Genomic DNA, 25,399 nt, shown 5'->3' on the forward strand with positions numbered 1-25,399 from the left:
GGCGAACACCTTAAGATTTTTGCATCTGTTTTTGGAGATTAAATTATGTCGTCTATCGTTGTTGTGGGTGCAAACTGGGGTGATGAAGGCAAAGGCCGCATCGTTGACTTTTTGGCAGAGCAAGCTTCTGCGAGCATTCGTTTCCAAGGTGGTAACAACGCGGGTCACACCGTGGTTAACGACCTAGGTACGTTCAAGCTGCACCAGCTACCAAGTGGCGTTTTCAACCCAGACTGTTTGGCAGTATTAGGTCCGGGTATGGTTATCAGCCCTGCATTGCTGTCTCAGGAGATTGCGGAAGTTGAAGAAGCGGGCGTAAAAGTGAATATGTGCATCTCTGATCGCGCAACACTGTGTCTACCTCTACACGCACTAGAAGATACGCTAGAAGAACAACGTTTAGGCGACAAAGCATACGGTTCAACTCGTCAAGGTATTGCACCTGCGTACGGTGACCGCGTAATGAAGAAAGGCATTCTTGTTGGTTGGTTGAAGCAACCAGAAGTATTGGTTGAACGCCTTCAATTCATGATGGATTGGAAACTGCCGCAACTGCGTGCGCTTTACCCGACGTTCGAGTTCGAGCAAACCGCGGAAGAAATGGCGAACTGGTTGCTAGAGGTGTCTGCACCTTGGCGCGATTCAATTTGCAACGTAACGCTTCCTTTAAAAGAGCTACAAGCAAAAGACAAAACACTATTGTTCGAAGCGCAGCTTGGCGCGGGTCGTGACCTTGTTTACGGTGAGTACCCTTGGACAACATCTTCTAACGTTGTATCAATGTATGCGGGTATCGGCAGTGGTCTTCCGGCACTTCGTCCTGAACGCGTGATTGCGGTTGCAAAAGCATTCAGCTCATCAGTAGGTACTGGTACGTTGATCACGGCAATGGAAGAGCAAGACGCTTTCCGTGAACTTGCAGGCGAGTTCGGTGCAACTACAGGTCGTCCGCGCGATATGGGTTACTTCGACGCAGTCGCTACGAAGAATGGCGTTGAACTGCAAGCCGCAACTGAAATTGCACTAACGAAAGTAGACTGTTTGACTGGTCTTAACGATCTGAAAATCTGTGTTGGCTACGAAGGCGACCACAGCGAAAACCCAATCTGGCCTCAAACTGCATCTCTTGCGCCAATCTACGAGAAGATGGAAAGCTGGAGCGAAGACATCACAGGTTGTCGTAAGTTTGAAGAGCTACCAGTAGCAGCACAGAAATACGTTCTACGCATTGAGGAACTCATGGGCGTACCAGTAAAAATGGTGTCTGTGGGTCCTGGTCGTGAACAAATGATTATGCGATAAGATGTGAATTAACACATCATTGGCAAGCGGCTTTTATCTGTTCCGGGGTAAAGCCGCTTTTTTTTACACTGTAAACTTTGAAGAAATTGCACTTCTCAATTCGTGTTTAGTGACCTAATCGCGCCTCCCTTCCCTCTTTATTTATCAATCAATAGATTAGAGCATATAACGCATTGTGCACGTTATTAGTACATCTCACTTGTTAAAGAAGCACGTTATTTAAGTTAATTGTTTGAATTAATGTTCTTTAACTGATTGCTTGATCACGATCTTCATCTGCAATTTGTTGAACTAGTGCTCAAAAAATCTAACCCGCTGTTTTTAGGATAGATGAGTTCCCCAACATCCAACCTAACAGCAGGTGATTCCCATGACGAAAAATCTTTTCCGCCTCAGTACAATAACTCTCGGTTTATGCATAAGTTCGTTCTCTTTTGCGCAATCCGATCTTCCGAACATTAAAATCCTTGCCACTGGTGGCACGATAGCTGGAGCAGGTCAATCTGCGACAGAGTCAAACTACACCGCAGGTAAAGTCGGTGTCGAATCATTGATTTCTGCCGTTCCGAGCATGACCAACATTGCCGATATTTCCGGAGAGCAAGTGGTCAGTATTGGTTCACAAGATATGAATGATGAGGTATGGCTTAAATTAGCCAAACGAGTCAACGAACTGCTCGCTCAAGATGATGTTGACGGTATCGTCATTACTCATGGTACCGATACATTAGAGGAAACCGCTTACTTCCTTGATCTGACCGTCAAGAGCAAAAAGCCAGTCGTGATTGTCGGTGCAATGCGTCCTTCCACCGCAATGAGTGCTGATGGCCCAGTTAATTTATACAACGCCGTCGTGACAGCAACCGATGAAGATTCTGAAGGGCGCGGCGTGTTAGTCGCGATGAATGACACTATATTCGATGCGCGAGACGTAACTAAAACAAACACCACTTCCGTCAGTACTTTCCAGTCACCTAACTTTGGCCCTATCGGCTACATTCATAATAGCGATGCCAAATATCAACGAAGCCCAGAGCGTAAACACACCACAGAAACACCATTCGATGTATCAAAACTCAACACACTACCTAAAGTAGGCATTGTTTATAACTATGCAAATGCGTCGAGCTTACCAGTCAAAGCCTTTGTGGATGCGAAGTTTGACGGTATTGTAAGTGCTGGTGTGGGTAATGGTAACTTGTACCACACGGTCTTTGATGAGCTAGAAAAAGCGAGCAAAAATGGTGTTGTTGTTGTAAGGAGCTCTCGCACACCAACCGGCTCAACCACTTTGGATGCTGAAATTGATGACGACAAATATGGCTTTGTTGCCTCAGGCACACTAAACCCACAAAAAGCACGTATCTTACTGATGCTGTCACTTACTCAAACCAAAAACTATCAAGACATCCAAAAGATGTTCCAATACTATTAAATCATTCTGTGTAAGGCATCTTTAGATGCACAAGAGGAGGAGTTACTCGCCTCCTCTTGCACACGACGATGTTGGTGCCCCTTGTTAACCAAACAAACGGCGCTTCATGCCTGCTTTTTCAAGAATACGCGTGGTGATCTCTTCCACAGAGAGAGAGGACGTATTGATATATGGGATCGCCTCTCTTCTAAACAACGCCTCTACGGTGTCTAGCTCCAGCTTACACTGCTCAGTACTGGCGTAATCACTTCCAGACAAACGATTCTCACGGATTTCAGTCAAACGTTCAGGGTCGATAGTAAGCCCGAATAATTTATGACGATGGATCTCAAACTCAGGCAACAAACGCATCATCTTCACATCTTCCGCAATGAACGGATAGTTCACGACACGTAAACCAAACTGCATCGCCATATATAGGCTGGTGGGGGTTTTCCCGCTGCGCGATACTCCAAGTAAGATGATATCGGCTTGTTCCAGCCCTTTTAGCGTGATGCCATCATCATGCGCCAATGTATATTCAATGGCCGCGATACGATCGAAATAGGTATCGGAATCTTTCCCCACACTGCGAGAACGTTGCAACTTGGGTTTTGGCGCCATCTGAATGTCGTCTTGCACTTTCTGTACAATGCTTTCCAACACATCGTAGCTGTATGCAGGCGCTTCCAGCAGCATTTCACGTACGTCTGGCACCACGATAGAGAAAAACACCAGAGGTTTGACGCCATTGCGTTGGTAGGAAGTTTCAATTTCTTTTACAACGTCAGCAACTTTGTCCTGGCTTTCTACGAACGGAAAGGTTTTTTCGTTAGGAATGAACGGAAATTGACCGAGAACAACATGCCCTAATGTCTCACATGTTATCGCCGTACCGTCAGAAACATAGAACACATCACGACTTTGGTTATTTATTTGCATTTCTGTTTAATTTTTCAAAATCTTTTGAGTAGGATGGTAAACATAATATTAATAAATCAGTTTGGCTTTCAGTTAGGTTCACCACAGCTTTAAAAATTCTTTTGAATTTTTTTCAGCCAGAACGTAATCGTTTGCCTTTGATATCAATCTAAATGAAGCAATGTATGGTCAACGTGTAATAACAGCCAACATGCGATTGTTTAGAGCGATTTAAGTCCCCCTACTAAGCTGCAATGTTTCTGGAGAAAGACATGCAAAAGAACACCCTCTGGTTCAATGGCCTATCCATGGATGATGTCGACAAAGTCGGCGGTAAGAATGCTTCACTTGGCGAAATGGTTTCTAACCTAGCGAACGCAGGCGTTTCTGTACCAAATGGTTTTGCGACAACCTCATACGCGTTTAACCAATTCCTTGACCACGAAGGTTTGGATGAGCGTATTCACCAATTACTTGATGAACTAGACGTTGAGGATGTGGAAGCTCTGCGTAAGACAGGTGCAACCATCCGTCAATGGGTATTAGAGGCCCCTTTCCCTGCGGACCTTGAACAAGAAATCCGTGAAAACTACCAAGAACTGATTGAAGGCAACCCTGAGCTTTCAGTCGCAGTTCGTTCATCTGCTACGGCAGAAGACCTGCCTGATGCTTCTTTTGCTGGTCAGCAAGAAACGTTTTTGAACGTGAAAGGCATCGACGCAGTACTAGAAGCAACTAAGCACGTTTACGCTTCTCTATTTAACGACCGTGCGATCTCTTACCGTGTACACCAAGGTTTCGACCACCGTGGTATCTCGCTATCGGCGGGTATCCAACGTATGGTGCGTTCAGACAAAGCTTCTTCGGGTGTAATGTTTACGCTTGATACTGAGTCTGGTTTCGACCAAGTTGTCTTCATCACCTCTTCATGGGGCCTAGGTGAAATGGTCGTTCAAGGTGCAGTAAACCCTGACGAGTTCTACGTTCACAAGCCAATGCTTGAAGCAGGCGAACACCCAATCGTTAAGAAAACATTTGGTTCTAAGTTGATCAAAATGATCTACTCAGATAACCAAGAAATCGGCAAACAAGTTGATATCGTTGATACTTCTGATGAAGAGCGCAACACGTTCTCATTGAACGACGACGAGATCAAAGAGCTCGCAAAACAAGCAATGATCATCGAAAAGCACTATCAGCGTCCAATGGACATTGAATGGGCAAAAGATGGCATTGATGGCAAGCTGTACATTGTTCAAGCGCGTCCTGAAACCGTATGTTCACAAACGGAACAAAACGTGATTGAGCGCTACGAGTTACAAAACAAAGCGGATGTTTTGGTTGAAGGTCGTGCAATCGGTCAGCGCATCGGTAAAGGCGTGGTTCGCTTGGTTGACTCTCTGGACCAAATGTCTTTAGTCCAAGAAGGTGACGTGCTAGTTACAGACATGACTGATCCAGACTGGGAACCAGTGATGAAGAAAGCTTCTGCTATTGTTACCAACCGTGGCGGACGTACTTGTCACGCAGCAATCATTGCTCGTGAACTTGGTATTCCTGCAATCGTTGGCTGTGGCGATGCGACAAGCAAACTGACTGATGGCGCAACAGTGACCGTATCTTGTGCAGAAGGCGAAACGGGTTACGTTTACCAAGGTGAACTTGAGTTTGATGTAAAACGCTCTTCTGTTGATGAACTGCCACTACTGCCGACCAAAGTGATGATGAATGTGGGCAACCCAGATCGCGCATTCGACTTTGCTCAGATTCCAAACGAAGGTGTTGGTCTTGCTCGTCTAGAGTTCATCATCAACAAGATGATCGGTATTCACCCGAAAGCATTACTTAACTTTGATGCGCAAAGCGATGAGCTAAAAGCAGAAATTAAACAGCGCATTCGTGGTTACAAAGATCCTATCGATTTCTACGTGAGCAAGCTGACTGAAGGCATCGCGACTATCGCTTCTGCTTTCTGGCCAAAACGCGTCATCGTTCGTATGTCTGACTTTAAGTCTAACGAATACAGCAACTTGGTTGGTGGTAAAGCCTACGAACCGCATGAAGAAAACCCAATGCTCGGCTTCCGTGGTGCGTCTCGTTACATTTCTCCAGTGTTTGAAGATTGCTTCGAGTTAGAAACTCAAGCTATCAAGCGCGTTCGTAACGAAATGGGTCTGAAAAACGTTGAAATCATGATCCCATTCGTGCGTACACCAAGCGAAGCAGCATCAGTGATTGATTTACTAGCGAAGTTTGATCTGCGCCGTGGCGACCAAGGTCTGAAAGTCATCATGATGTGTGAGCTGCCATCCAACGCCGTGCTTGCTGACGAGTTCTTGAAGTACTTCGATGGTTTCTCTATCGGTTCAAACGACATGACTCAGCTAACGCTTGGTCTGGACCGTGATTCTGGCGACGTGGCACATCTGTTTGATGAGCGTAACGCAGCAGTGAAAATCATGCTGAAAATGGCAATAGACGCAGCAACCAAAGCTGGCAAGTACGTGGGTATTTGTGGTCAGGGCCCATCAGATCATGAAGATTTGGCGGAATGGTTGATGGAGCAAGGCATCAGCTCTGTTTCACTAAACCCAGACACCGTTATCGATACTTGGTTACAGCTCGGTAAAGTTAGCAGCAAGTAACGCGCTAAAAACTCAAGCCCTCACACTCCTCTTGTGAGGGCTTTGTTATTCATACGTCATTTCGCAATCAGTTCGTGATTCCTCTCTCAAGATCGCCATTTAGTCAATTTCATTATCAAAGTCTGATGACCTAGAATGAATGATGTATCGACAACTCCAGAGAGAATTTGATGAAAAAGTCTATCGCACTCATTACCACATTGATGCTCCTAGCATCTCCCGCTTACGCAGATTGGGATGATATTTCCAACAAAATGTCTGAGCTAGGCGAAGCGGTTTCTGATACTGCGCAAGATGCTTGGGACGATACCAAAGCCTTTTCAAAACAAGCGTGGCAAGATTTCACGAACTGGTCCGAGGAAGCAATCAATACCGCGGGCGAGTGGACAGAAGCCAGTATTGAGAAAAGCAAAGAATGGATAGATGCAGCCGACAAGAAAATTGATGAACTGATGGAAGGCGACACGCCAGAAGAAGCTCGCCAAGCCGTAGACTTAATGGCGGATAGTGCTTTACTCAAGTTGTTTAATGAAAAGCCGGAGGCCAAAGCCATTTACGACAACGCTTACGGCTACGCGGTCTTTGATTCTCGTAAATTGTCTTTGTTGTTTCACACCAACTCAGGGTCAGGTGTCGCAGTCAATAAGGAAACAGAAAAACGCACTTATATGAATATGTTTGGTTTGGGCGTCGCACTTGGGGCTGGCGGCAAGTTTTACCAACAAGTGATTCTGTTTGAGAGCAAAGAAGACTTTGATACGTTCGTCAACGAAGGATGGGAAGCTACCAGTGAAGCCTCTGCTGTAGCTGGCGAAGACTCAGAGCAACTTTCAAAACAATTTAACAGTGGCGTCGCCGTTTATCAGTTGAATGCAAAAGGCTTGCTCATCGATGCCAACGTGTCTGGTTCTAAATATTGGGTTAACGAAGAGCTCACCAACTCGCAGTAACGCATAGCAACTAATCGCTTAAACAGAACGGTTGTTATGCACCCTTATCAATAAGTTAACGCAGCTATGGCTCCTCAAAACTGAGTACTTGTGCAACTTTCTCATGGGAAGTCACCAGAAGATGGTGACTTCCCTTTCTCGTTGGATGGCTTTTCGTTATGCTTGCGCAAAACCATCTGCGATTCGGTATCCCATGCCTGACAATAACTTTAATAATCTGCTGGCAGAAGCAATTTCTGCTCTTAATACGCCTAACTTTACTCCTAAGCTTATGCGTGTCATTCGCACTCTTTTTCATTTTGATTGCGCGGTTATTTTAGGTTATCGAGAAGGTAAACATCCTATCTATCTCTACGACTCGATTGAGAACGAGCGAGAGTTACTTTTTCAACGCTACCTTACTGACTCATTTCAAAATGACCCTTTTTTTCTCAAACTAAACGAGACAAAGCAACAAGGCGTATTTACGCTCAAAGACGTGGCGCGTAAAGGCGTTGACTTCACCTCATACTGCGAGCAGTTCTATCATCAAACAGGGTGGAAAGACGAGCTTAGCATGCTAGTCGAAGTCGAACCTGGCCGTTGGGTCATGCTTTACTTCGGATATATGACTGATGGAAAATACTTTTCTCAGCAACAAATCAATAAGCTAAAGCCCTATTTCCCGATAATTCAGTCGCTTTGTCAGCAGCATTGGAAACAAACGGAATTTACCTTTTCTGAGCCTGTTTTTGCACAGAGTGCTTATTCTGGCAGTATGCGATTAGCCATTGAGCAAGCTTTAGCAACGTTTGGCGTAGAATCACTCACCCGTCGCGAGCAAGAGGTGGCTTCGCTTCTCGCTCAAGGGTTTGACACCAAAGAAATTGCCGCGCGGTTACACTTAGTTCAAGGCACGGTCAAAAATCATCGAAAGCGAATTTACTCGCAATTAAATGTGTCTTCATTGAGTGAGTTATTCCAGCTTTTCCTCAATCACCTCATTCTCCATTCAAGATAAAAAACTGTCCCTTAAGGGATATATCGACAAAAGGTGTCGCGTTTTAGTCTGAATGTAACAACCACCAAGACAGACAAAAAGAATGACGACACCATTACTGCAAGATTTACAAGATCGTGGCTTGATTGCACAAGCCAGCGATTTGGAAGAAATTCAGACACTTCTCTCACAGCCACAAACCGTTTACTGCGGCTTCGATCCTACAGCAGGCAGCTTGCACATCGGCCACCTTGTGCCTTTGATTATGCTTAAGCGCTTTCAAGATGCCGGACACCAGGCTATAGCCTTGATTGGCGGCGCAACGGGCATGATTGGCGACCCAAGCTTTAAAGCGACCGAGCGCAGTCTGAATTCTTCAGAAATCGTCTCAGGTTGGGTTAACGATCTTTCTAATCAAATTCAGCAGTTGATGAATCACCAACTGACCAAGCCAATGATCATGGTGAACAATGCTGACTGGATGAAAGCGATCAACGTCATCGACTTCTTCCGCGATGTAGGTAAGCACTTCTCGATCAATACTATGATCAACCGAGAGTCGGTAAAGCAACGCTTGCAACGCCCTGATCAAGGCATCTCTTTTACCGAATTTAGCTACGCCCTGCTGCAATCGTACGATTTTTCCGAGCTAAACCGTCAATACGGTTGCCGTCTGCAAATCGGTGGCAATGACCAATGGGGAAACATCGTAAGCGGGATCGATTTAACTCGTCGTCAAAATGGTGAGCAAGTATTTGGCTTAACTCTGCCGCTGATCACCAAATCCGATGGCACCAAATTTGGCAAAACCGAAGGCGGCGCAGTATGGCTAGATCCTAGCAAAACCTCACCTTACGCCTTCTACCAGTTCTGGCTTGGCGCAGAAGACGCCGACGTTTACCACTTCTTGCGTTACTACACGTTCTTGAGCTGCGAAGAAATTGCCAGCATTCAAGCGCAAGACCAAGCAAGCCAAGGCAAGCCACAAGCACAACGTATTCTCGCTGAAGAAATGACGCGATTTGTTCATGGCGAAGACGGCCTATCTAGTGCCGAGCGCATCACTCAAGCACTGTTCAGCGGTAATGTGCAACAACTGAGTTTGGGTGAATTAAAACAGTTGGAGTTAGATGGTTTACCAAGCATTGAGAGCACACAACAAGATTTGGTTGAGCTATTGATTGAGTCGGGCTTAGCAAGCTCGAAACGTGTTGCACGCGAACACATCAGCAACAACGCCATCAGTGTAAACGGTGAAAAAGTGTCGGCTGATAACCCGAGTTTAAGCTTCCCACTGTTTGACCAATACTGGTTACTGCAACGCGGTAAAAAGCACTTCTGCCTCGTAAAGCGTGCCGCTTAACAAAGCATCGGAATGACACCTCACAAGGCAAAGTGATATAGCGAGTTAACTGACAAGACTTTATAAGGTTAGCTCGCTCTAGTATCGGCTGTGCATACCAAAATGATGAGACATTCCATCTTCCATTCGGCCGCCTTTCCAGCCACCAGCACCGAATAAATTAAGCACATCTTGAGCGGTATAATCGGCACCAGCAAAGAAGTCATTCGCCACATCAGAGCGGATGGCTTGCAACTCTGGTTGATTTTCCAAATCAAGATCTTGCGGATTCGCGTACAACGCCAACGCAATTTTTTGTTGGCACGTGCTTAACTCACTGGTGCTCGTCTTTACCTGACCGACGGAAAAGTACTCACGACTGCCGTATCCCACCACCAATCTGGTACTCATTAGCTTAATCACTTTCTTAATGCGGCGACGTTGTATAAATCTCAACATGTTGAAGCCCTTATTTATATTTCGATAATTAATAATAAGTTTTGTATACCACACATCAATACTCTAGAGTGTCAGGGTTTAGCACGGCGCTCAAAGAGTATGGAGTTCAAGAGTGAAAATTGACGATCTAAAACTGTTCACCAAAGTCGTCCAACTTGGCAGCTTTACAGCGGCAGCCAATGCTTTGGATTTACCACGAGCAAATGTTAGCCGACGCATTGGAGAACTGGAACGTTACCTCGGAACGCAACTTTTTCACCGCACCACTCGCAGTCTTTCGCTGACAAACAAAGGCGATGCCTACTACCAAGATCTGCAAAAAGTGCTCACCTTGCTTGATTCGGCAAACCAGCAAGCCAGTAACGAAAGCATCGAAGTCAGAGGCAAAATCAAACTTGGCCTTCTGCCAGAAACCTATGAACCTCTTCAACCCATTTTGTTTGAATTTCAGGATCAATATCCGCAGGTTGAGCTCGACATTCGCAATATCAACAATGGCTTTATTGATATGTTTCAGCAGGGGTTGGACATCGCGCTGCACGGCGGCATGCTGTTTGATTCAGATATTGTCGCGAGAAAGATCTTAACACTAGACCGATGTGTCGTTGCCTCACCGAGCTATCTTCAAACTCACGGTACGCCCGCCACATTAGAAGCGTTGAGCGATCATCAGTGCATTTGTTTTCGTTGGCCAAATGGCAATGTCGACAACCTTTGGCATTTTCAGGAACAAAACGTAGCGCTCAAACCAAAACTCATTTCCAACAACATCGGCTTTATTAAAAGCTCCACAGTGCTTGACCGCGGCATCAGCTATATCCCAAAACTGTTGGTAAAAAATGAGCTCGAATCCGGTGCATTGGTGCAAGTATTGTCTCAATATGCTGTCACAGAAGAAACGGGGTGGTTGCTCTATCCTCAACCGAAAACGCTGAACCAAGCAAGCCGGTTACTTATTGAACATTTGTGCAATAAAATCCCAAAACTTTTGTAGTTTGCATTTATTGTCATAAAATTTGTGACATTGAATCATGCGCACGCATGATTATCTGAACATCTGTGAATTATAAGATGGCGTCGAAATTATGGAGCCATCTTATGAATCATCAAATCAAAACCGCTGCGCTGAGCACTATCGCGCTCTCTCTACTCGGCTGTAATCAAGCTCAACCTCAGGTTGAGGAGCCAAGCGCATCCAGACCCGTTCAAGTGATTGAAGTCAATGAAAGGAATGAAGAACTCAACAAATCATTCAGCGGGATCGTAAAAGCAAAAGAAACCGCCTCACTCTCTTTTCGTGTACCCGGCACCGTGGAAAGCGTGTTCGTAAATAAAGGCAGCGTGGTGGAAAAAGGCCAAGTCATTGCCACGCTGGACAAGCACGACTACCAAGTCTCACTAGAAGAATTACAAGCACGCATGTTAGAAGCGCAATCAGCCCACAAACTCGCGAAAGCCGAGTTAAAGCGCGTAAAACAAGCGACTTCTGATGATGCCATTGCCAGCGTAAACTTAGACCGAGCCATCAGCAGCTACGAACGTAGCCTCTCTGCCGTCAAAGTGGTTGAGAAAAACATCCAACGTGCAAAAGATGCCCTGCGTTACACCACTCTACGTGCACCATTCACTGGCATTGTTGCCGACGTTTCTGTTGATCCACATGAACAAACCTTGCCGGGCGGCAGTGTTGTATCAATTCAGCAAGAAGGCAGCTGGGAAGTCGACATCGACGTACCGGAAAATATGATTGCGCAATTCGCACTAGGTCAGCCGGCATCGTTAACTTGGTATGATTCGGAGCAATCCTACCAAGCAACCGTGGCAGAAATCGCGCCGAAGAAACACTTGCTCAAACAAACCTATACCGTCACGCTAGACATCGATTCGATTTCCAGTGCGCTATTCAACGGTAAAGCAGTCACGGTTAATACCGCGCTCAACACCAGTCACTCAAGCCATTGCTTTCCTTACTCTGCAATTTTGGGTGAGAAACAAACTCTGCACGTGAATGTGGTTCGTGATGCGGTTATTCATTCAGAGCCGGTCAACCTTGACTCTATCGACGCATACCAAGCGTGTGTGACCGGAAGTTTTGAGCAAGGCGATTATGTGGTGATCAGCGGTAGCCATTATCTGAGCGAGGGCGATGCCGCCCCAAACCTGACCATCAAGACGTTGTAGGTGCGAATCCATGATCAATTTAGCTGAATTCGCGATTCGCCAACGTAAGTTCGTTCTGTTCTTTATCGTATTGAGCGTGATCGCTGGCATCTATTCTTACTTCGACTTAGGCAAGTTGGAAGACCCGAGCTTTACGGTAAAAACTGCGGTAGTCGTGACCCTTTATCCGGGTGCATCTGCCGAAGAAGTCGAGCACCAAGTCACCGATACCGTGGAAACCAAATTGCAGGAAATGGCAGAGTTGGATCGCTTGCGCTCATTGTCTCGCCCAGGTTTGTCTATGGTCTTTGTTGACCTCAAAGAGAGCCTTAATTCCAAAGCACTTCCGCAGGAATGGGACTTATTGAGACGCAAAGTGGACGATGTAAAACTGCAGCTGCCTTCTAACGCGCAGATCAGCGTAGTGCAAGACGAGTTCTCTGAAGTCTACGGTATGCTTTTCTCTATCCACAGCACAGATGCTGCGCCAGAAGAGTTGCGTCGCTACGCCGAAGAGCTGCAACGCCAAATCAAAGCCGTCGACGGCATCAAAAAGATCGAGCTACACGGCGTTCAACCTCGCGTTGTGCACATCGATATGCCAGACGAGCGCTTGGCTCAATATGGTTTGTCGATCGCACAAGTTTGGAACCAACTGAGCACACAAAACAGCACGTTCGAAGCGGGAAAATTCGATGCAGGTACAGAACGTATTCGTATTGCGCAAACCAGTGAGTTTCAGTCTCTAGAAGACATTCGCAATTTAATCATCAATGGTGGCACCGGCGAGTTTGGCTCGGGGTTGATTCGTCTTGGTGACATCGCCGACATCACCATGGGTTATCAAACACCAGCATTGGCAGAAAACCGCTACAACGGAGAGCCCGCTGTCACCTTGGCGGTGAGCCCAGTTCAAGGCATTAACGTGGTGTCACTTGGCGATACGATTCAAGACATCATCGCTAACTACCAAGCATCACTGCCGCTGGGTGTCGACATCTCGACCGTTGCTTATCAACCTGAAGAAGTACAAAAGTCTATCGACGACTTTGTTGGCAACCTGCTTGAAAGTGTCGCGATTGTTTTTGTGGTGTTGTTGGTCTTCATGGGTTTTAAGAGTGCAACCATCGTTGGCGCAAGCTTGCTCCTGACGATTTTGCTCACGCTTGTATACATGAACATCGCCAGCATCGATTTGCACCGTGTCTCGCTAGGTACGTTTATTCTCGCACTGGGCATGTTGGTGGATAACGCCATTGTGATCACCGATATGATGATCGCCAAGCTCAACAAAGGTATCGAGCGAACTCGCGCCGCGATTGATTCCGTCAAAGAAACCGCTGTGCCACTTTTAGGCGCAACTGTCATCGCGATTATGGGCGCAAGCCCAGTGTTGTTCTCCAAAACCGACTCCGCCGAGTTTGCGAGCTCTGTGTTCTACATTGTGGCATCGTCACTGTTGCTTTCATGGATCGTCGCGATGACGTTTACGGTATTAATGGCGTGGATGTTCATCAAGCCAAAAGCTAACAGCGAAGAGACCAAACCGAGCCGTTATAAACAGTTGGTATTCTGGACGGTGGACAACCCGCGTAAAGCATTAGCCGCTTTGGTTCCGTTGATTTTAGTCACCGCCGTGGCAATCCCGTATGTGGCCGTGAACTTTATTCCTCAGTCGGATCGCTCAATTGTGTTTCTCGATTACTGGCTACCCAATGGTGCCAAGATTGAACAAACCTCGGCAGACATGCGTAAAGTTGAAGAATGGTTGGTCGCACAACCAGAAGTGGAAAGTATCTCTAGCTATGTCGGCACCAGTGCACCTCGCTTCTCGGTAACGGTAGAGCCTGAGCCGCTCGACCCTGCCTACGGGCAGATTCTGATCAACACCAAAGACTACGAGAGCATCAGTTACTTGGTGACGCGTGGTGATGATTGGCTGAAAGAGGCGTTTCCGGATGCCGAACCTCGCTTCCGAGCACTGAAGTTGGCAACCAAAGATAAGTTCGCGGTTGAGGTGCGTTTTTCTGGTCCGGATGAAACCGTATTACATCAACTAGCGGCGGAAGCGAAAACGATTTTTGCTTCAAACCCTGATGCAAAATACATTCGCGATGATTGGCGCCAAGAAAGCAAAGTGCTCAAGCCGATTCTAAACCAAGACAAAATGCGTCAAGCAGGCATTAACCGCGCCGATGTCGCTTTCGCGCTAAAACGTGCATCAGACGGCATGCCGCTCGGACAAATGAACCTGAATGATGAGCTGATTCCAATTCAGTTACGTGGCACATCGCAAAACATGGCGTCACTAGAAACGCTACCTGTGCGCTCGCTACTTGGCTTTAACAGCGTTCCGCTTGGTCAAGTGGTGGATGGATTCGAACTGGTCACCGAAGAGAGCATGATTTGGCGACGCGACCGCGTGAAAACCATCACGGTTCAAGCGGGTGTGAGCCGAGACTCCACGCCAGCGAACGTTAGAAACGCCATTAAAGATCAGATTGAAGCTATCCAACTTCCGGCGGGTTACAGCATAGAATGGGGCGGCGAATATTACGATGAAGACAAAGCGGTCAAAGACATCATGAAGCAGCAGCCAAAGGCAATGCTGATCATGGTGATCATTTTAGTCGCGATGTTCAACGGCTTTAAGCAGCCAATCATCATCCTCGCAACGCTACCACTGGCAGCATCAGGGGCAGTGTTTGCTCTGCTTGGATTCGATAAACCATTTGGCTTTATGGCACTGATCGGAGCTATCACACTAACCGGGATGATCATCAAAAATGGCATCGTACTAATGGATCAAATTGAGCTCGAACGCACAAATGGCAAGAGCTTGTCTGACGCGATCAAAGAAGCCACGGTCAACCGTACTATGGCCATTTCTATGGGTGCGTTAACGACCGCGCTCGGCATGATCCCGCTGCTGTCAGATCTGCTGTTTGACCAAATGGCGGCAACCATCATCGGAGGCTTGGCAGCCGCAACCATATTGTCACTGTTTGTCATGCCTGCGCTGTATCGCCTTGCTTACAAAGAAAAAGCACCATCCACACAAACCAACGCTGAGCTAGAGGAGGCGTCATCGTGAAAAAATTCATTCTAACGCCTGTCGTTCTAGCCCTAAGTTTAGCGGGCTGTGCAGTGGGGCCAAACTACCAAGCACCGACCACCAGCATGGCAGAAACCTACTTGAACGCCGAAAATGCAGGGTTGAGTACCGATTCACAACACGTTGAGTTTTGGTGGACTAAGTTTCACGATCCGGTGTTGAATCAAATGGTTCAAGACATACAGAGCCAAAACATTCCGCTGAAAGTGGCGGCCGAGCGGGTGAAAATGGCCAACAACTATAAAACCATGGTGGAGTCATTCAAGGTACCGACAATTAATCTCGGTGCGGGTTACATGAACTATCAGTTCAGTAAAAATGACTCTTCACTCGGTCCGATATTGAATCCGCTTAGTGATTCCGTGTCGGGTCTGCCACCTCAAATTGGTAACGTCACCCTAATGGATAATCAGCACGATGGCGTATTTGCAGGCGCGAGTATCGCTTGGGAGGCTGATCTGTTTGGGCGCATTGACCGCCAAGCGAACGCGGCACAAATTCGTCTCGAACAAGCTCAGATTTATCAAAGCGGCTTGAACACGGTGATCACGGCGGATTTGATTCACAACTACTTGCAATACCAAGGTGCAAGCGAGCGCCTTGAGTTGGCAAAGTCGAACTTAGAAGATCAACGACGTACACTCGACCTCGTCGAGAAAGTCGTGCGCAGCGGCTACGGCTCTGATCTCGATTTAGCCCAAGCAAAGGCCACGCTTGCGGCGATGGAATCGCTCGTTCCGCAGTTAGAGATTGCACAACAAGCGCACAAACATCGTTTAGCAGTATTGCTTGGTGAGCCGCTAACGCAAGTCGAAATCCGTCTGTCTAAGCAACATAGTGTACCTGTCATGCAGGACATGGTGCCGGTCGGTTTACCTTCCGATCTGTTGAAACGTCGTACCGATATCCGCTTAGCAGAGCGCGAAATGGCCGCGCTCAATGAAGAGTTAGCAGCAAGCGTTGCTGATCAATATCCGAAGTTCTTTTTGACGGGCGCTCCGGGGTTGTCGGCGTCAAGCTTTGACGATCTTTTCAGTAGCGATTCTTTCGGTTGGATGGGCGCGGCAGGCGTAAGCTGGAACTTGTTCGATGGGGGGCGTGGCGAGGCAATTGAAGCCATCAACCAAGCGCGTTTTGATTCGGCGACATTGTCTTATCAACATACGGTCGAGGCGGCTTTGGCAGAAACCGAATCCACGCTGTTTACTTATGGTCGCAGCCAAGAAAATCAGCGCCGAATCGATGAGGCATTGAAAGCCACCAATAACGCCGTCAACAAAGCCAAGTCACTGTACCGAGCTGGCTTGATTGATCACTTATCGGTTTTAGATGCGCAACGTCAGCAACGCATGATGCAAGATCAGCGAGTCGCAGCAAAGTTACAAACCGCACAAGCTACGATTGCGCTCTACAAATCACTTGGTGGTGATTGGACGCTACAACCAGAAGCACAACCCGAAACGAATGCCAAAGGTTAGGTTTCTTACAAGCCTCACACCTTTGCATCATAACGGATGCCGTTAAATCGGTTAAAAAGAGGCCACTTAGATGGCCTCTTAGTTTGTGAGGCAAATATTTCTACCACCTATACCCTCTCTCGGTTGTATAATGCATGCTCTGAAATATTTTGTTACGTTACTTCGGTAACCCTTGGATTACAACATGAACAACAGCAGATGGGTCGGCTTTATAGGCGGCACGATTGTCTTACTTAGTACCTTTATCCTCTTCGGATCTTCCGTCCACGCTGCTTGGTACCGAATCCCTGCGGAAGCCATTCATGGTATCGCCTTCACTCTGGCTTTTGGTTTAGGGTTAAACAGCCTACTGGCGTACGCGACGGCAATGCTTACTCTCGCAGCGCTATTCTACATAGGTTTTGTTGTTGGCTACCGTATTCATCAGAAACTTAAATAACCTTCTGTCTCAACCTGAGCTTAATAACGGATACTTAATAACTAAAAAGGGAGCAAAGGCCCCCTTCCCAGATATCAGCATATAGATGTTCTATGCCCGTTTTAATCATTGAGGTGGTATACCCTCAACGACTGTTGCATGCCTAAAACATCATCACCTAAATACTCAACCGTCATTGGAACGTTGGTCAGCAGAGTAAAACTGGAGTCACTGAACCTTCCATCAACATCACTTTCCAAATGAACAAAAAACGTAGGCTTGTCAGCAATCAATGTAATTTGGCTTCCTTCAATAGAGACATCAATATTGGCTTTTGCCATAGGCAAAGTTTTCAGCTCATGAGTGCAAAACCATGTGTTGCTTATTCTGTCTTCACCGATTTGCGCTTCAACATAGAAGAAGCCTGACGTAAGCTCATCCTTCTCAACCGATTCATCCAATTGCCACAAAATCGTATTGCTGTCTGCTATGACCGTTTGTTCTAAGCTCCAACATTGCTTTTCTTCCCCTTGCCAATCTACCCACTTGAGCAGTGCGTTGACGCTTGCGGGCTCTTTGGCATCATTGAGCAAATGCAGGCTCAACTTGCCTGTATGCTCGGAAAATACCAAATACTGCGGCGCAAAAAAGCGTTTTGCATGGTAGTGCAACTGCTTCCAACGACCACTGTATTCCAAGCTAGACCAAGAACTGACAGGCCAGTTGTCGTTGAGTTGCCAGTACAGCATGCCGCGACAAACTGGAGAAATGGCACGCCAATGATCGCACGCAGTTTTGATCGCGATTGCCTGCTGAACTTGGCTTAAATACAGCATGTTCTCGAATCCAGAGGGAAAACGGAAATAACGCGTGAACATCTCTGTGATGATACTGTTACCACGAGGATTCTTCTGATGTTGTTCAAAGGTTAGGGACGTGATATTCCAATCTTGCTCCGGGACAAACTGCTTAACTTCTGCAAAAGACGGCCAAGATTGAAAACCAAACTCAGAGCAAAAACGAGGATTCACGTCAAGGTAGGCATTGAATGATTTTCCTGAGTGCCAAACGTCCCAAAAGTGCATATCGCCTTTACTATCATCATGCCACGCGTCACCGAAATCCAGTTCACCATTACACGGGGAACTTGGCCAGAAACGACGAGCGCTATCTTGCTCGGTAATCTCCTTCTCAATCATGCGGTTGAGGCGATCGTAGTTAACCGTGTATTTGACTTTGTTGTGCTTGGATTCTTCATACCAACCAATGGCACCAATCACTTCATTGTCACCACACCAAAGTGCTATTGATGGGTGCTCTTTAAGCCTAGGGATTTGGTATCGAAGCTCATCTTCGACCTCTTTTAAGAAGTCATTATCAGATGGGTACAGTGAACATGCGAACATCATGTCTTGCCACACCAACAAGCCAAGTTCATCACAAAGGTTATAAAAGGTTTCACTCTCATACTGACCACCGCCCCACACACGTATCATATTCATGTTGGCGTCAACCGCACTTTGCAAAAGGTTGCGATAACGTGTTTCGCACTCTCGCCCCGGCATTGCGTCAATAGGGATCCAGTTGGCGCCTTTGGCATTAATTGGTACGCCATTGACGATAAACTCCATCGCAGAGCCATGTTCATCAGCTTGGTTATTTAGGGTTAACTGACGCAAACCAACGTTGCGCGTTAACTTTTGCTCTCTGCAAGAAATGGTAATGGGGTAAAGATAAGCTTCGCCATACCCCGATGGCCACCAGCGTTGAGGCTCCGAAATGTGGAACTGGCAATGATAGTGACCACTTCCGTTTGTTTGAATGCATTGACGCTCGCCATTAAATTCAACCATCATTTCATGGCGTTGACTGTCCGTTTCCACTTCAACTACTACATCAAGAAACACACTCTCATCGGCTTGCCATTGCTGCTCTGTCGAGAAGCATTTGAGCCAAAGCTCATTCACAATGTCGATTTGAATGGGGTCGTAAATACCCGATACCATCAAGCAAATGCCCCAATCCCATCCTGAATGACATTGCGTTTTTCGGATCAAATTCATATGCGGAATTTGATTATTTCCCATTGCGGAAGGGATTGGGAAAGGCAATTTTTTGGCGCGTTCCACACCTTCTATATCGACTCTGGCGAATTGAACAAGAACAGTATTTATGCCCTGTTTTAAATAAGGTTTGATATCAACTCGTTGTTGAGTAAACATGTTGCTGCAAGTTAGTGCTAACTCACCATTAATATAGAAGGTTGCCAAGGTATCGACACGAGTTAGCGTCATCCAAACTTGCTTGGCAGACAACGTAAACGCGTCGACTTCAAACTCACGCGAGATATGCCACTCACACTCTTCAATCCAACGAACTTTGTTTTCATTATCGGCAAAATAAGGATCCGGAATGCGCTCTGCTTGTAAAAGCGCCGAAATATTATCGCCCGGAATAGACATTGGAATTTCAATATCGGGACGCTGTGGCGAGGTAAGCAACCACTGTCCATTAAGTTCGAAATGAGCCATTGAGTAAACCTCAGTTTGGAGAAGAAACATGTTTGCTCAATGTAATCCTGAGTAATCCATGCAAAAACAAGGGAAATGTTATTTACATACGAAATGCGGTGCACTTCACGTAAAAACACTTTCCTTTGATCTCTACCCAAAAATCAGCAACTTGGCTAACCTGTTAAAAATTAATCGAAATCTAAGGTTATATTTGCAACTTCGACATGTTAACATCATCGGCTTTTTGAACATCCTCACACTTTTCGTCGAAACGATGTGAGGGGAAATGCACGGCTTCATAGCCCTAAAAAGCGAAGTAATTATGTCAAATATGACGAATGCCGCCTCCCACACAGCGCCTATTCAGGATGCTGACTATTCTGCTATTCATCCCCCATCTCTGCTCAAGCGCCTCGAACTCACCAATCCTGTCTTTTGGTTAAGTGGTAGCTTCCTCACTCTATTCGTTTTACTTGCCCTAACGAATACCGACTCTCTAACCGCAATGGTTAACACCGGCTTCGGCTTTGCTACTAAATATTTCGGAGCTTACTGGCAAGTACTGCTTCTTCTGAATTTCCTTATTGGTTTGGCTCTTGCGTTTGGTCGCACTGGTTATGTGCGTCTAGGTGGTCTAGCGAAACCTGATATTGATAACTTTAAGTGGTTGTCAATTGTACTCTGTACCCTACTTGCAGGTGGTGGTGTGTTCTGGGCCGCTGCTGAGCCTATCGCGCACTTTGTGACTGCCCCACCTTTATACGGTGAAGCTTCACCGAAAACTGCCGCAATCAATGCTCTATCTCAGTCTTTTATGCACTGGGGCTTCTTAGCTTGGGCGATCCTTGGTGGTCTATCTTCCATTGTCTTAATGCACTTGCATTACGATAAAGGCCTGCCTCTTAAGCCGCGTACTCTGCTTTACCCTGTGTTTGGCGATAAAGCCATTAAAGGCTGGATTGGTGATGTTGCTGACGCATGTAGCATTATTGCCGTAGCAGCAGGAACAATCGGCCCTATAGGCTTCTTAGGTTTACAAATTAGCTACGCGCTAAACTCATTGTTTGGCCTGCCAGATACGTTCGTAACGCAAAGCATGGTTATCATGGCAGCGATCCTGATGTATACCCTTTCCGCACTAAGCGGTTTAAGCAAAGGTATTCAAATCGTCAGTCGTTACAACATTATTTTGTCTGTGCTGTTAATTGGTTACATCCTGTTCTTTGGACCGACAAGCTTTATTGTTGATGGCTATGTACAAGGCGTTGGTCGCATGGTAGATAACTTCTTCCCAATGGCGCTTTACCGTGGTGATACGGGCTGGCTAAGCTGGTGGACAGTATTCTTCTGGGGTTGGTTTATCGGTTATGGCCCAATGATGGCGATCTTTATTGCTCGTATCTCTCGTGGTCGTACAATTCGCCAGCTGATCATGTCTATTAGCATCGCAGCACCGCTGATTACTTGCTTCTGGTTTAGTATTGTTGGCGGCAGTGGCCTTGCGTTTGAGCTTGATAACCCTGGCTTGATTTCATCTGCGTTTGAAGGCTTTAACTTGCCTGCAGCACTGCTAGCGATTACGGGTGAATTACCTTATCCAATGATCATTTCGGTTCTGTTCCTGATCTTAACGACAACATTTATCGTGACGACGGGTGACTCAATGACTTACACAATCAGTGTAGTAATGACGGGCTCAACAGAACCAAACGCAGTGATTCGCTCATTCTGGGGCTTGATGATGGGTATTGTCGCTATTGCGCTTATCTCAATGGGCTCTGGTGGTATTTCTGCATTGCAGTCTTTCATTGTAATTACCGCCGTGCCTGTGTCTTTCATTTTGCTGCCAAGCATTTGGAAAGCGCCTGGCATCGCAAGTAAAATGGCAAAAGAGCAAGGACTAGTTTAAACCGCCTCTCTAACCAATATGCGAAAAAGAGCCCTTCATTGGGCTCTTTTTAATTCTGCACTTCATCCTACGCTATCAATGCGAATCATCACTGCATCTGGACGCCAATACTCGAATTCGCAGTCCATTAATTTGCCATCTTGTTTGTAGTTTACTCGACGAATTTTCAGAACCGGCTGTCCTTCAGCCAAGTTCAACGCTTTAGCGACATGAGCAGGTGCTGACGTTGGAATCACATCAAAACGAGAGCGCTTTGTCTCGTAACCATACTTCTCACGATAAATGCCCGTCAGCGACATGGTGAGGTTCTCGGACAATATGCCTTCAAACAGTGCCGCTTTGAGTACATTTTCAACAAACAATACCGCTCGCCCATCAATAAAACGCAACCGTTCAATCACATAAATTGGGGTAATTCGCTCAACCTCTAACGATTTTGCATATTCACCTGCAGCCATTTCACTTCGTACGTTGAGTAACTTGGTTTCTGCAATACGATGCTGCTCTCTAATCATTTGATGGAAGTGAGAACGAGACAACGGGTTGTAACAGATCCGCTCTGGAGATACGTACCAGCCACGACGCTCTTCTCGGTAGATCAGGCCTTCAGTTTCTAAAGACACCAATGCATCTTTGATAGTGATTCGAGTCGTAGAAAATAGTTCACTGAGCTCTCTTTCTGATGGCAATTTTTGTCCTTCCGACATGATGCCGGAAAGAATCTGCTGCTTTAAGCTGCTTCTAATTTTTCCTAATTGGGTACCAAATTGTCCGGTGCCTGTCGCTCTCATTCTGATCTAGTCCAACGATAATTTGATGAACAACATAAGGCGTGTAAGTAACAAAAATATGACATTAATCAACAGAACACATATTGAGCGTATGAAATATAAGTGCCATAGAAATTCATAAAAACTGTCAAATTACTTGCGCTAAATCGTCACATTCCATCCATAGCATACAAAGCGAACTTACTGACCTAGTCCAGAAGGATGGAGACAATGAAAACTTTGCTAAGTCGTTCAATTACTGCACCAGCGGCAATCATCGCGGTAACGCTTGCAGCACCAACAGTAGCGAAAGAAGCCGATATTGAGTCATTGGTTACCGCAGCACAAAAAGAAGGGGCGGTTTACAGTGTAGGTATGCCTGACAGTTGGGCGAACTGGAAAGACACTTGGGCTGATTTAAAGTCAAATTACAACCTTAAGCACCAAGACACGGATATGAGCTCGGCTCAAGAAATCGCAAAATTCGAAGCTGAGAAGAACAACGCGACCGCAGACATTGGTGACGTAGGCTTTGCCTTCGCACGTGTAGCGGTTAAAAAAGGCGTCACTCAACCATACAAACCAACAACTTGGAATGACATTCCAGATTGGGCAAAAGACGAAGATGGTCATTGGGCACTTGCTTACACTGGCACTATTTCTTTTATCTCCAACAATAACCTCGTAAAAGACGCGCCAAAAACGTGGGATGACCTATTAAAAGGCGACTACAAAGTGACCGTAGGTGACGTAGGCGTAGCAGCACAGGCAAACAACGCGGTTCTCGCCGCAGCGTTCGCCAACGGTGGGGACGAATCCAACCTCAAGCCTGCGCTCAAATTTTTTTCTGAACTCGCGAAGCAAGGTCGTCTTTCATTTACCGATCCGAACATCGCCAACCTAGAAAAAGGCGAAGTTGAAGTGGCGATCATGTGGGACTTCAATGCGTTGAACTACCGCGACAAAATTGACCGCGACCGCTTTACAGTAAGCATTCCTCAAGATGGCTCTGTGATTTCTGGTTATACAACCATAATCAATAAATACGCGAAGAACCCTAATGCAGCAAAGCTTGCTCGTGAGTACATCTTCAGCGATCAAGGGCAAATCAACTTAGCAGAAGGTTATGCGCGTCCAATCCGCACCAACATCACACTGCCTCAAGCAGTGCAAGACAAGCTAATTGCTAATGATCAATACAGCAATGTTCACCCAGTGACTGACTTCTCAGCTTGGGAAAAGTCAGCACGTAAGCTGCCACGTCAATGGCAAGAAAGTGTCTTAATCCACCAGCAATAAGAGTGAGTCGTTATGAGCAATAAGGTCATCCTTGTTGTTCTAGATGGACTGAACTATCAGGTAGCCCGTGATTGCATGGGCTACCTCAATGGTCTTCTAGAACAAAGTCGTTCCCAACAAGAAACTCGCGCAACGCTTTATCCTGTGCAGTGTGAGTTGCCCTCAACGTCTCGCCCACTTTATGAGTGCATTTTAACGGGCGTTCGCCCTGTAGAAAGCGGCATCGTAAACAACAATATCGTTCGTCTATCCAAACACGATTCCATTTTCAGTTTGGCAAAATCCCAAGGCAAAGTGACCGCTGCGGCTGCCTACCACTGGGTCAGTGAGCTTTATAATCGCGCGCCATTTGAACCTGTTCGCGATCGTTTCACGCATGATGAAACCCTGAATATCCAGCACGGCTGCTTTTACCATTGGGATCATTATCCTGATGAAGCCTTGTTCCTGGATGGAGAGTATTTACGTCGCAACTATCAACCTGATTTTTTACTGATCCACCCGATGAATATCGACGATACAGGACATAAGTTTGGCCTAGACTCTCGCCAATACCGCAATTGTGCGCGAGGTGCAGACATTATTCTTTCCAACTACATCGAACAATGGCTTGCTGATGGGTATCAAATCATTGTGACCAGCGATCATGGCATGAACAACGATCTTTCTCACGGTGGGATTTTACCTGAAGAGCGAGAAGTTCCCCTGTTTGTCATTGGTGATAAGTTTACCCATCAAGATTGTCATATTAAGCAAACTGATATTTGTGGCACCGTTTGTCAATTGCTAAACCTTGACCACACCAAGCCATACACTCAGGAATTGTTAGCACTATGAGCAGTTCTGTCCTCTCCCCAAGCTCTAGCGAATCACGCTCAAATTTGGCAAGTACTTGGTTAAAGCGCTTTAAGCCAGCCGTTTGGTTGGCGCCTTTCGCGCTGTTTTTCTACCTATTTCAACTTGCACCGATGATTTGGGTATTGTTAAACAGCTTTATCTACGATGACAAGCTTGCCTTAGATAACTACATTGAAGTGCTCGACTCCGCCTTTATGATGCAGGCGTTTGGCAACAGCTTGTGGTTAGCTGTGTGGTCGAGCATTTTTGGCTTAGCCATTGCGACTTTGTTGGTCTCTTCTCTACGCAGAGTCGATTCTAAAGTCCGCGACGGTGTGATTGCGTTTACGAACATGAGCAGCAACTTTGCAGGCGTACCTCTGTCATTCGCTTTTATTATTATTTTAGGCACCAATGGGGCAATTACCCTTTTGCTCAAACAGTATGGCTTACTCGGTGATTTCGACCTTTATGGTAAATGGGGCCTGCTGGCCATTTACATCTACTTCCAAATCCCGCTGGCGGTGTTGTTGCTCTACCCTGCGTTCGACGCGCTGAGTGATGATTGGCAAGCAGCTGCTGCGCTATTGGGAGCCAAAACATCGCAGTATTGGGCGAAAATCGCTCTGCCAGTGCTCTCACCAGCCTTGTTCGGTACCTTTATTATCTTAATAGCCAACGCAATCGGCGCATATGCGAGTGTTTATGCGTTGACCTCCGGTAACTATAACGTCATCACAATTCGAATTGCGAGTCTGGTATCGGGAGACCTGTTCCTTGAACCTAATCTCGCCGCTGCAATTTCGGTGATTCTAATGGCGTTACTTGCCTTTATCACATTGATTAACCAATGGCTCATTTCGAAAAGCTATGCAGGTAGGAAGTAGT

The 25,399-nt window shown here is 46.4% G+C and carries 19 protein-coding genes; 15 read left to right on the plus strand and 4 right to left on the minus strand.

Features of this window, described 5'->3' with window-relative positions:
- The first annotated feature begins 45 nt into the window (after positions 1-45).
- Positions 46-1,302, plus strand: coding sequence for an adenylosuccinate synthase (locus NL643_RS12790; protein WP_104973443.1), 1,257 nt, complete (start codon positions 46-48; stop codon positions 1,300-1,302).
- Between the two features lie 370 nt (positions 1,303-1,672).
- Positions 1,673-2,737 (plus strand): L-asparaginase 2, encoded by a 1,065-nt coding sequence (ansB, locus tag NL643_RS12795; protein ID WP_150917035.1) that lies wholly within the window; start codon positions 1,673-1,675, stop codon positions 2,735-2,737.
- An 84-nt stretch (positions 2,738-2,821) separates the two neighbouring features.
- Here ansB and NL643_RS12800 read toward each other — a convergent pair whose 3' ends face one another.
- Complete coding sequence (locus tag NL643_RS12800; protein ID WP_005392709.1) at positions 2,822-3,658, minus strand: pyruvate, water dikinase regulatory protein; 837 nt, start codon at positions 3,656-3,658, stop codon at positions 2,822-2,824.
- 251 nt (positions 3,659-3,909) lie between these two features.
- Between NL643_RS12800 and ppsA the strand changes: the two genes are divergently transcribed.
- The 4 genes from ppsA to tyrS all read left to right on the plus strand — a co-directional run bounded on the left by ppsA (position 3,910) and on the right by tyrS (position 9,574).
- Positions 3,910-6,282 carry a phosphoenolpyruvate synthase gene (ppsA, locus tag NL643_RS12805; RefSeq protein WP_253644535.1) on the plus strand — a complete coding sequence of 791 codons (2,373 nt, stop codon included), beginning with the start codon at positions 3,910-3,912 and terminating at the stop codon, positions 6,280-6,282.
- 170 nt (positions 6,283-6,452) lie between these two features.
- Positions 6,453-7,232 (plus strand): hypothetical protein, encoded by a 780-nt coding sequence (locus NL643_RS12810; protein WP_006741381.1) that lies wholly within the window; start codon positions 6,453-6,455, stop codon positions 7,230-7,232.
- Between the two features lie 193 nt (positions 7,233-7,425).
- Positions 7,426-8,232 (plus strand): response regulator transcription factor, encoded by an 807-nt coding sequence (locus NL643_RS12815; protein ID WP_203343499.1) that lies wholly within the window; start codon positions 7,426-7,428, stop codon positions 8,230-8,232.
- An 82-nt stretch (positions 8,233-8,314) separates the two neighbouring features.
- On the plus strand, positions 8,315-9,574 hold the full coding sequence (gene tyrS, locus NL643_RS12820) for a tyrosine--tRNA ligase (protein ID WP_253644536.1): 1,260 nt from the start codon (positions 8,315-8,317) through the stop codon (positions 9,572-9,574).
- 78 nt (positions 9,575-9,652) lie between these two features.
- On the opposite strand, the gene NL643_RS12825 is transcribed toward tyrS, so the two are convergent.
- Positions 9,653-10,012, minus strand: a complete 360-nt coding sequence (locus tag NL643_RS12825; RefSeq protein WP_047008049.1) for a DUF6559 family protein — start codon at positions 10,010-10,012, stop codon at positions 9,653-9,655.
- 112 nt (positions 10,013-10,124) lie between these two features.
- Here NL643_RS12825 and NL643_RS12830 point away from each other — a divergent pair, with 112 nt between their 5' ends.
- The 5 genes from NL643_RS12830 to NL643_RS12850 all read left to right on the plus strand — a co-directional run bounded on the left by NL643_RS12830 (position 10,125) and on the right by NL643_RS12850 (position 17,204).
- A complete protein-coding gene (locus NL643_RS12830) occupies positions 10,125-11,006 on the plus strand; it encodes a LysR family transcriptional regulator (RefSeq protein ID WP_046268484.1) in 882 nt (293 codons plus the stop codon).
- Positions 11,007-11,110: 104 nt separating this feature from the next.
- Positions 11,111-12,193: an efflux RND transporter periplasmic adaptor subunit gene (locus NL643_RS12835; RefSeq protein WP_017447945.1), complete on the plus strand. Its 1,083-nt coding sequence runs from the start codon at positions 11,111-11,113 to the stop codon at positions 12,191-12,193.
- Between the two features lie 10 nt (positions 12,194-12,203).
- On the plus strand, positions 12,204-15,266 hold the full coding sequence (locus tag NL643_RS12840; protein WP_253644537.1) for an efflux RND transporter permease subunit: 3,063 nt from the start codon (positions 12,204-12,206) through the stop codon (positions 15,264-15,266).
- Positions 15,263-16,765 carry an efflux transporter outer membrane subunit gene (locus NL643_RS12845; RefSeq protein WP_253644538.1) on the plus strand — a complete coding sequence of 501 codons (1,503 nt, stop codon included), beginning with the start codon at positions 15,263-15,265 and terminating at the stop codon, positions 16,763-16,765. The genes NL643_RS12840 and NL643_RS12845 overlap by 4 nt, the downstream gene beginning before the upstream one ends.
- A 184-nt stretch (positions 16,766-16,949) precedes the next feature.
- A complete protein-coding gene (locus NL643_RS12850) occupies positions 16,950-17,204 on the plus strand; it encodes a hypothetical protein (protein WP_046875806.1) in 255 nt (84 codons plus the stop codon).
- Positions 17,205-17,305: 101 nt separating this feature from the next.
- Here NL643_RS12850 and NL643_RS12855 read toward each other — a convergent pair whose 3' ends face one another.
- Positions 17,306-19,714, minus strand: coding sequence for a glycoside hydrolase family 2 protein (locus NL643_RS12855; protein WP_253644539.1), 2,409 nt, complete (start codon positions 19,712-19,714; stop codon positions 17,306-17,308).
- A 304-nt stretch (positions 19,715-20,018) separates the two neighbouring features.
- Between NL643_RS12855 and NL643_RS12860 the strand changes: the two genes are divergently transcribed.
- Positions 20,019-21,605, plus strand: coding sequence for a BCCT family transporter (locus NL643_RS12860; RefSeq protein ID WP_005392697.1), 1,587 nt, complete (start codon positions 20,019-20,021; stop codon positions 21,603-21,605).
- Positions 21,606-21,667: 62 nt separating this feature from the next.
- Here NL643_RS12860 and NL643_RS12865 read toward each other — a convergent pair whose 3' ends face one another.
- Complete coding sequence (locus NL643_RS12865; protein WP_085569182.1) at positions 21,668-22,396, minus strand: UTRA domain-containing protein; 729 nt, start codon at positions 22,394-22,396, stop codon at positions 21,668-21,670.
- Between the two features lie 210 nt (positions 22,397-22,606).
- Between NL643_RS12865 and NL643_RS12870 the strand changes: the two genes are divergently transcribed.
- From NL643_RS12870 to NL643_RS12880, 3 genes are read left to right on the plus strand one after another with little or no spacing between them, the layout of a single operon-like run.
- Positions 22,607-23,674 carry an ABC transporter substrate-binding protein gene (locus NL643_RS12870; protein WP_074189835.1) on the plus strand — a complete coding sequence of 356 codons (1,068 nt, stop codon included), beginning with the start codon at positions 22,607-22,609 and terminating at the stop codon, positions 23,672-23,674.
- Positions 23,675-23,686: 12 nt separating this feature from the next.
- A complete protein-coding gene (locus NL643_RS12875) occupies positions 23,687-24,511 on the plus strand; it encodes an alkaline phosphatase family protein (protein WP_253644540.1) in 825 nt (274 codons plus the stop codon).
- Positions 24,508-25,398: an ABC transporter permease subunit gene (locus NL643_RS12880; RefSeq protein WP_253644541.1), complete on the plus strand. Its 891-nt coding sequence runs from the start codon at positions 24,508-24,510 to the stop codon at positions 25,396-25,398. The genes NL643_RS12875 and NL643_RS12880 overlap by 4 nt, the downstream gene beginning before the upstream one ends.
- Position 25,399: the final 1 nt, after the last annotated feature.

The sequence above is a fragment of the Vibrio sp. Y42_MX_L11 genome (assembly GCF_024181785.1).
Classification (GTDB): domain Bacteria; phylum Pseudomonadota; class Gammaproteobacteria; order Enterobacterales; family Vibrionaceae; genus Vibrio; species Vibrio diabolicus.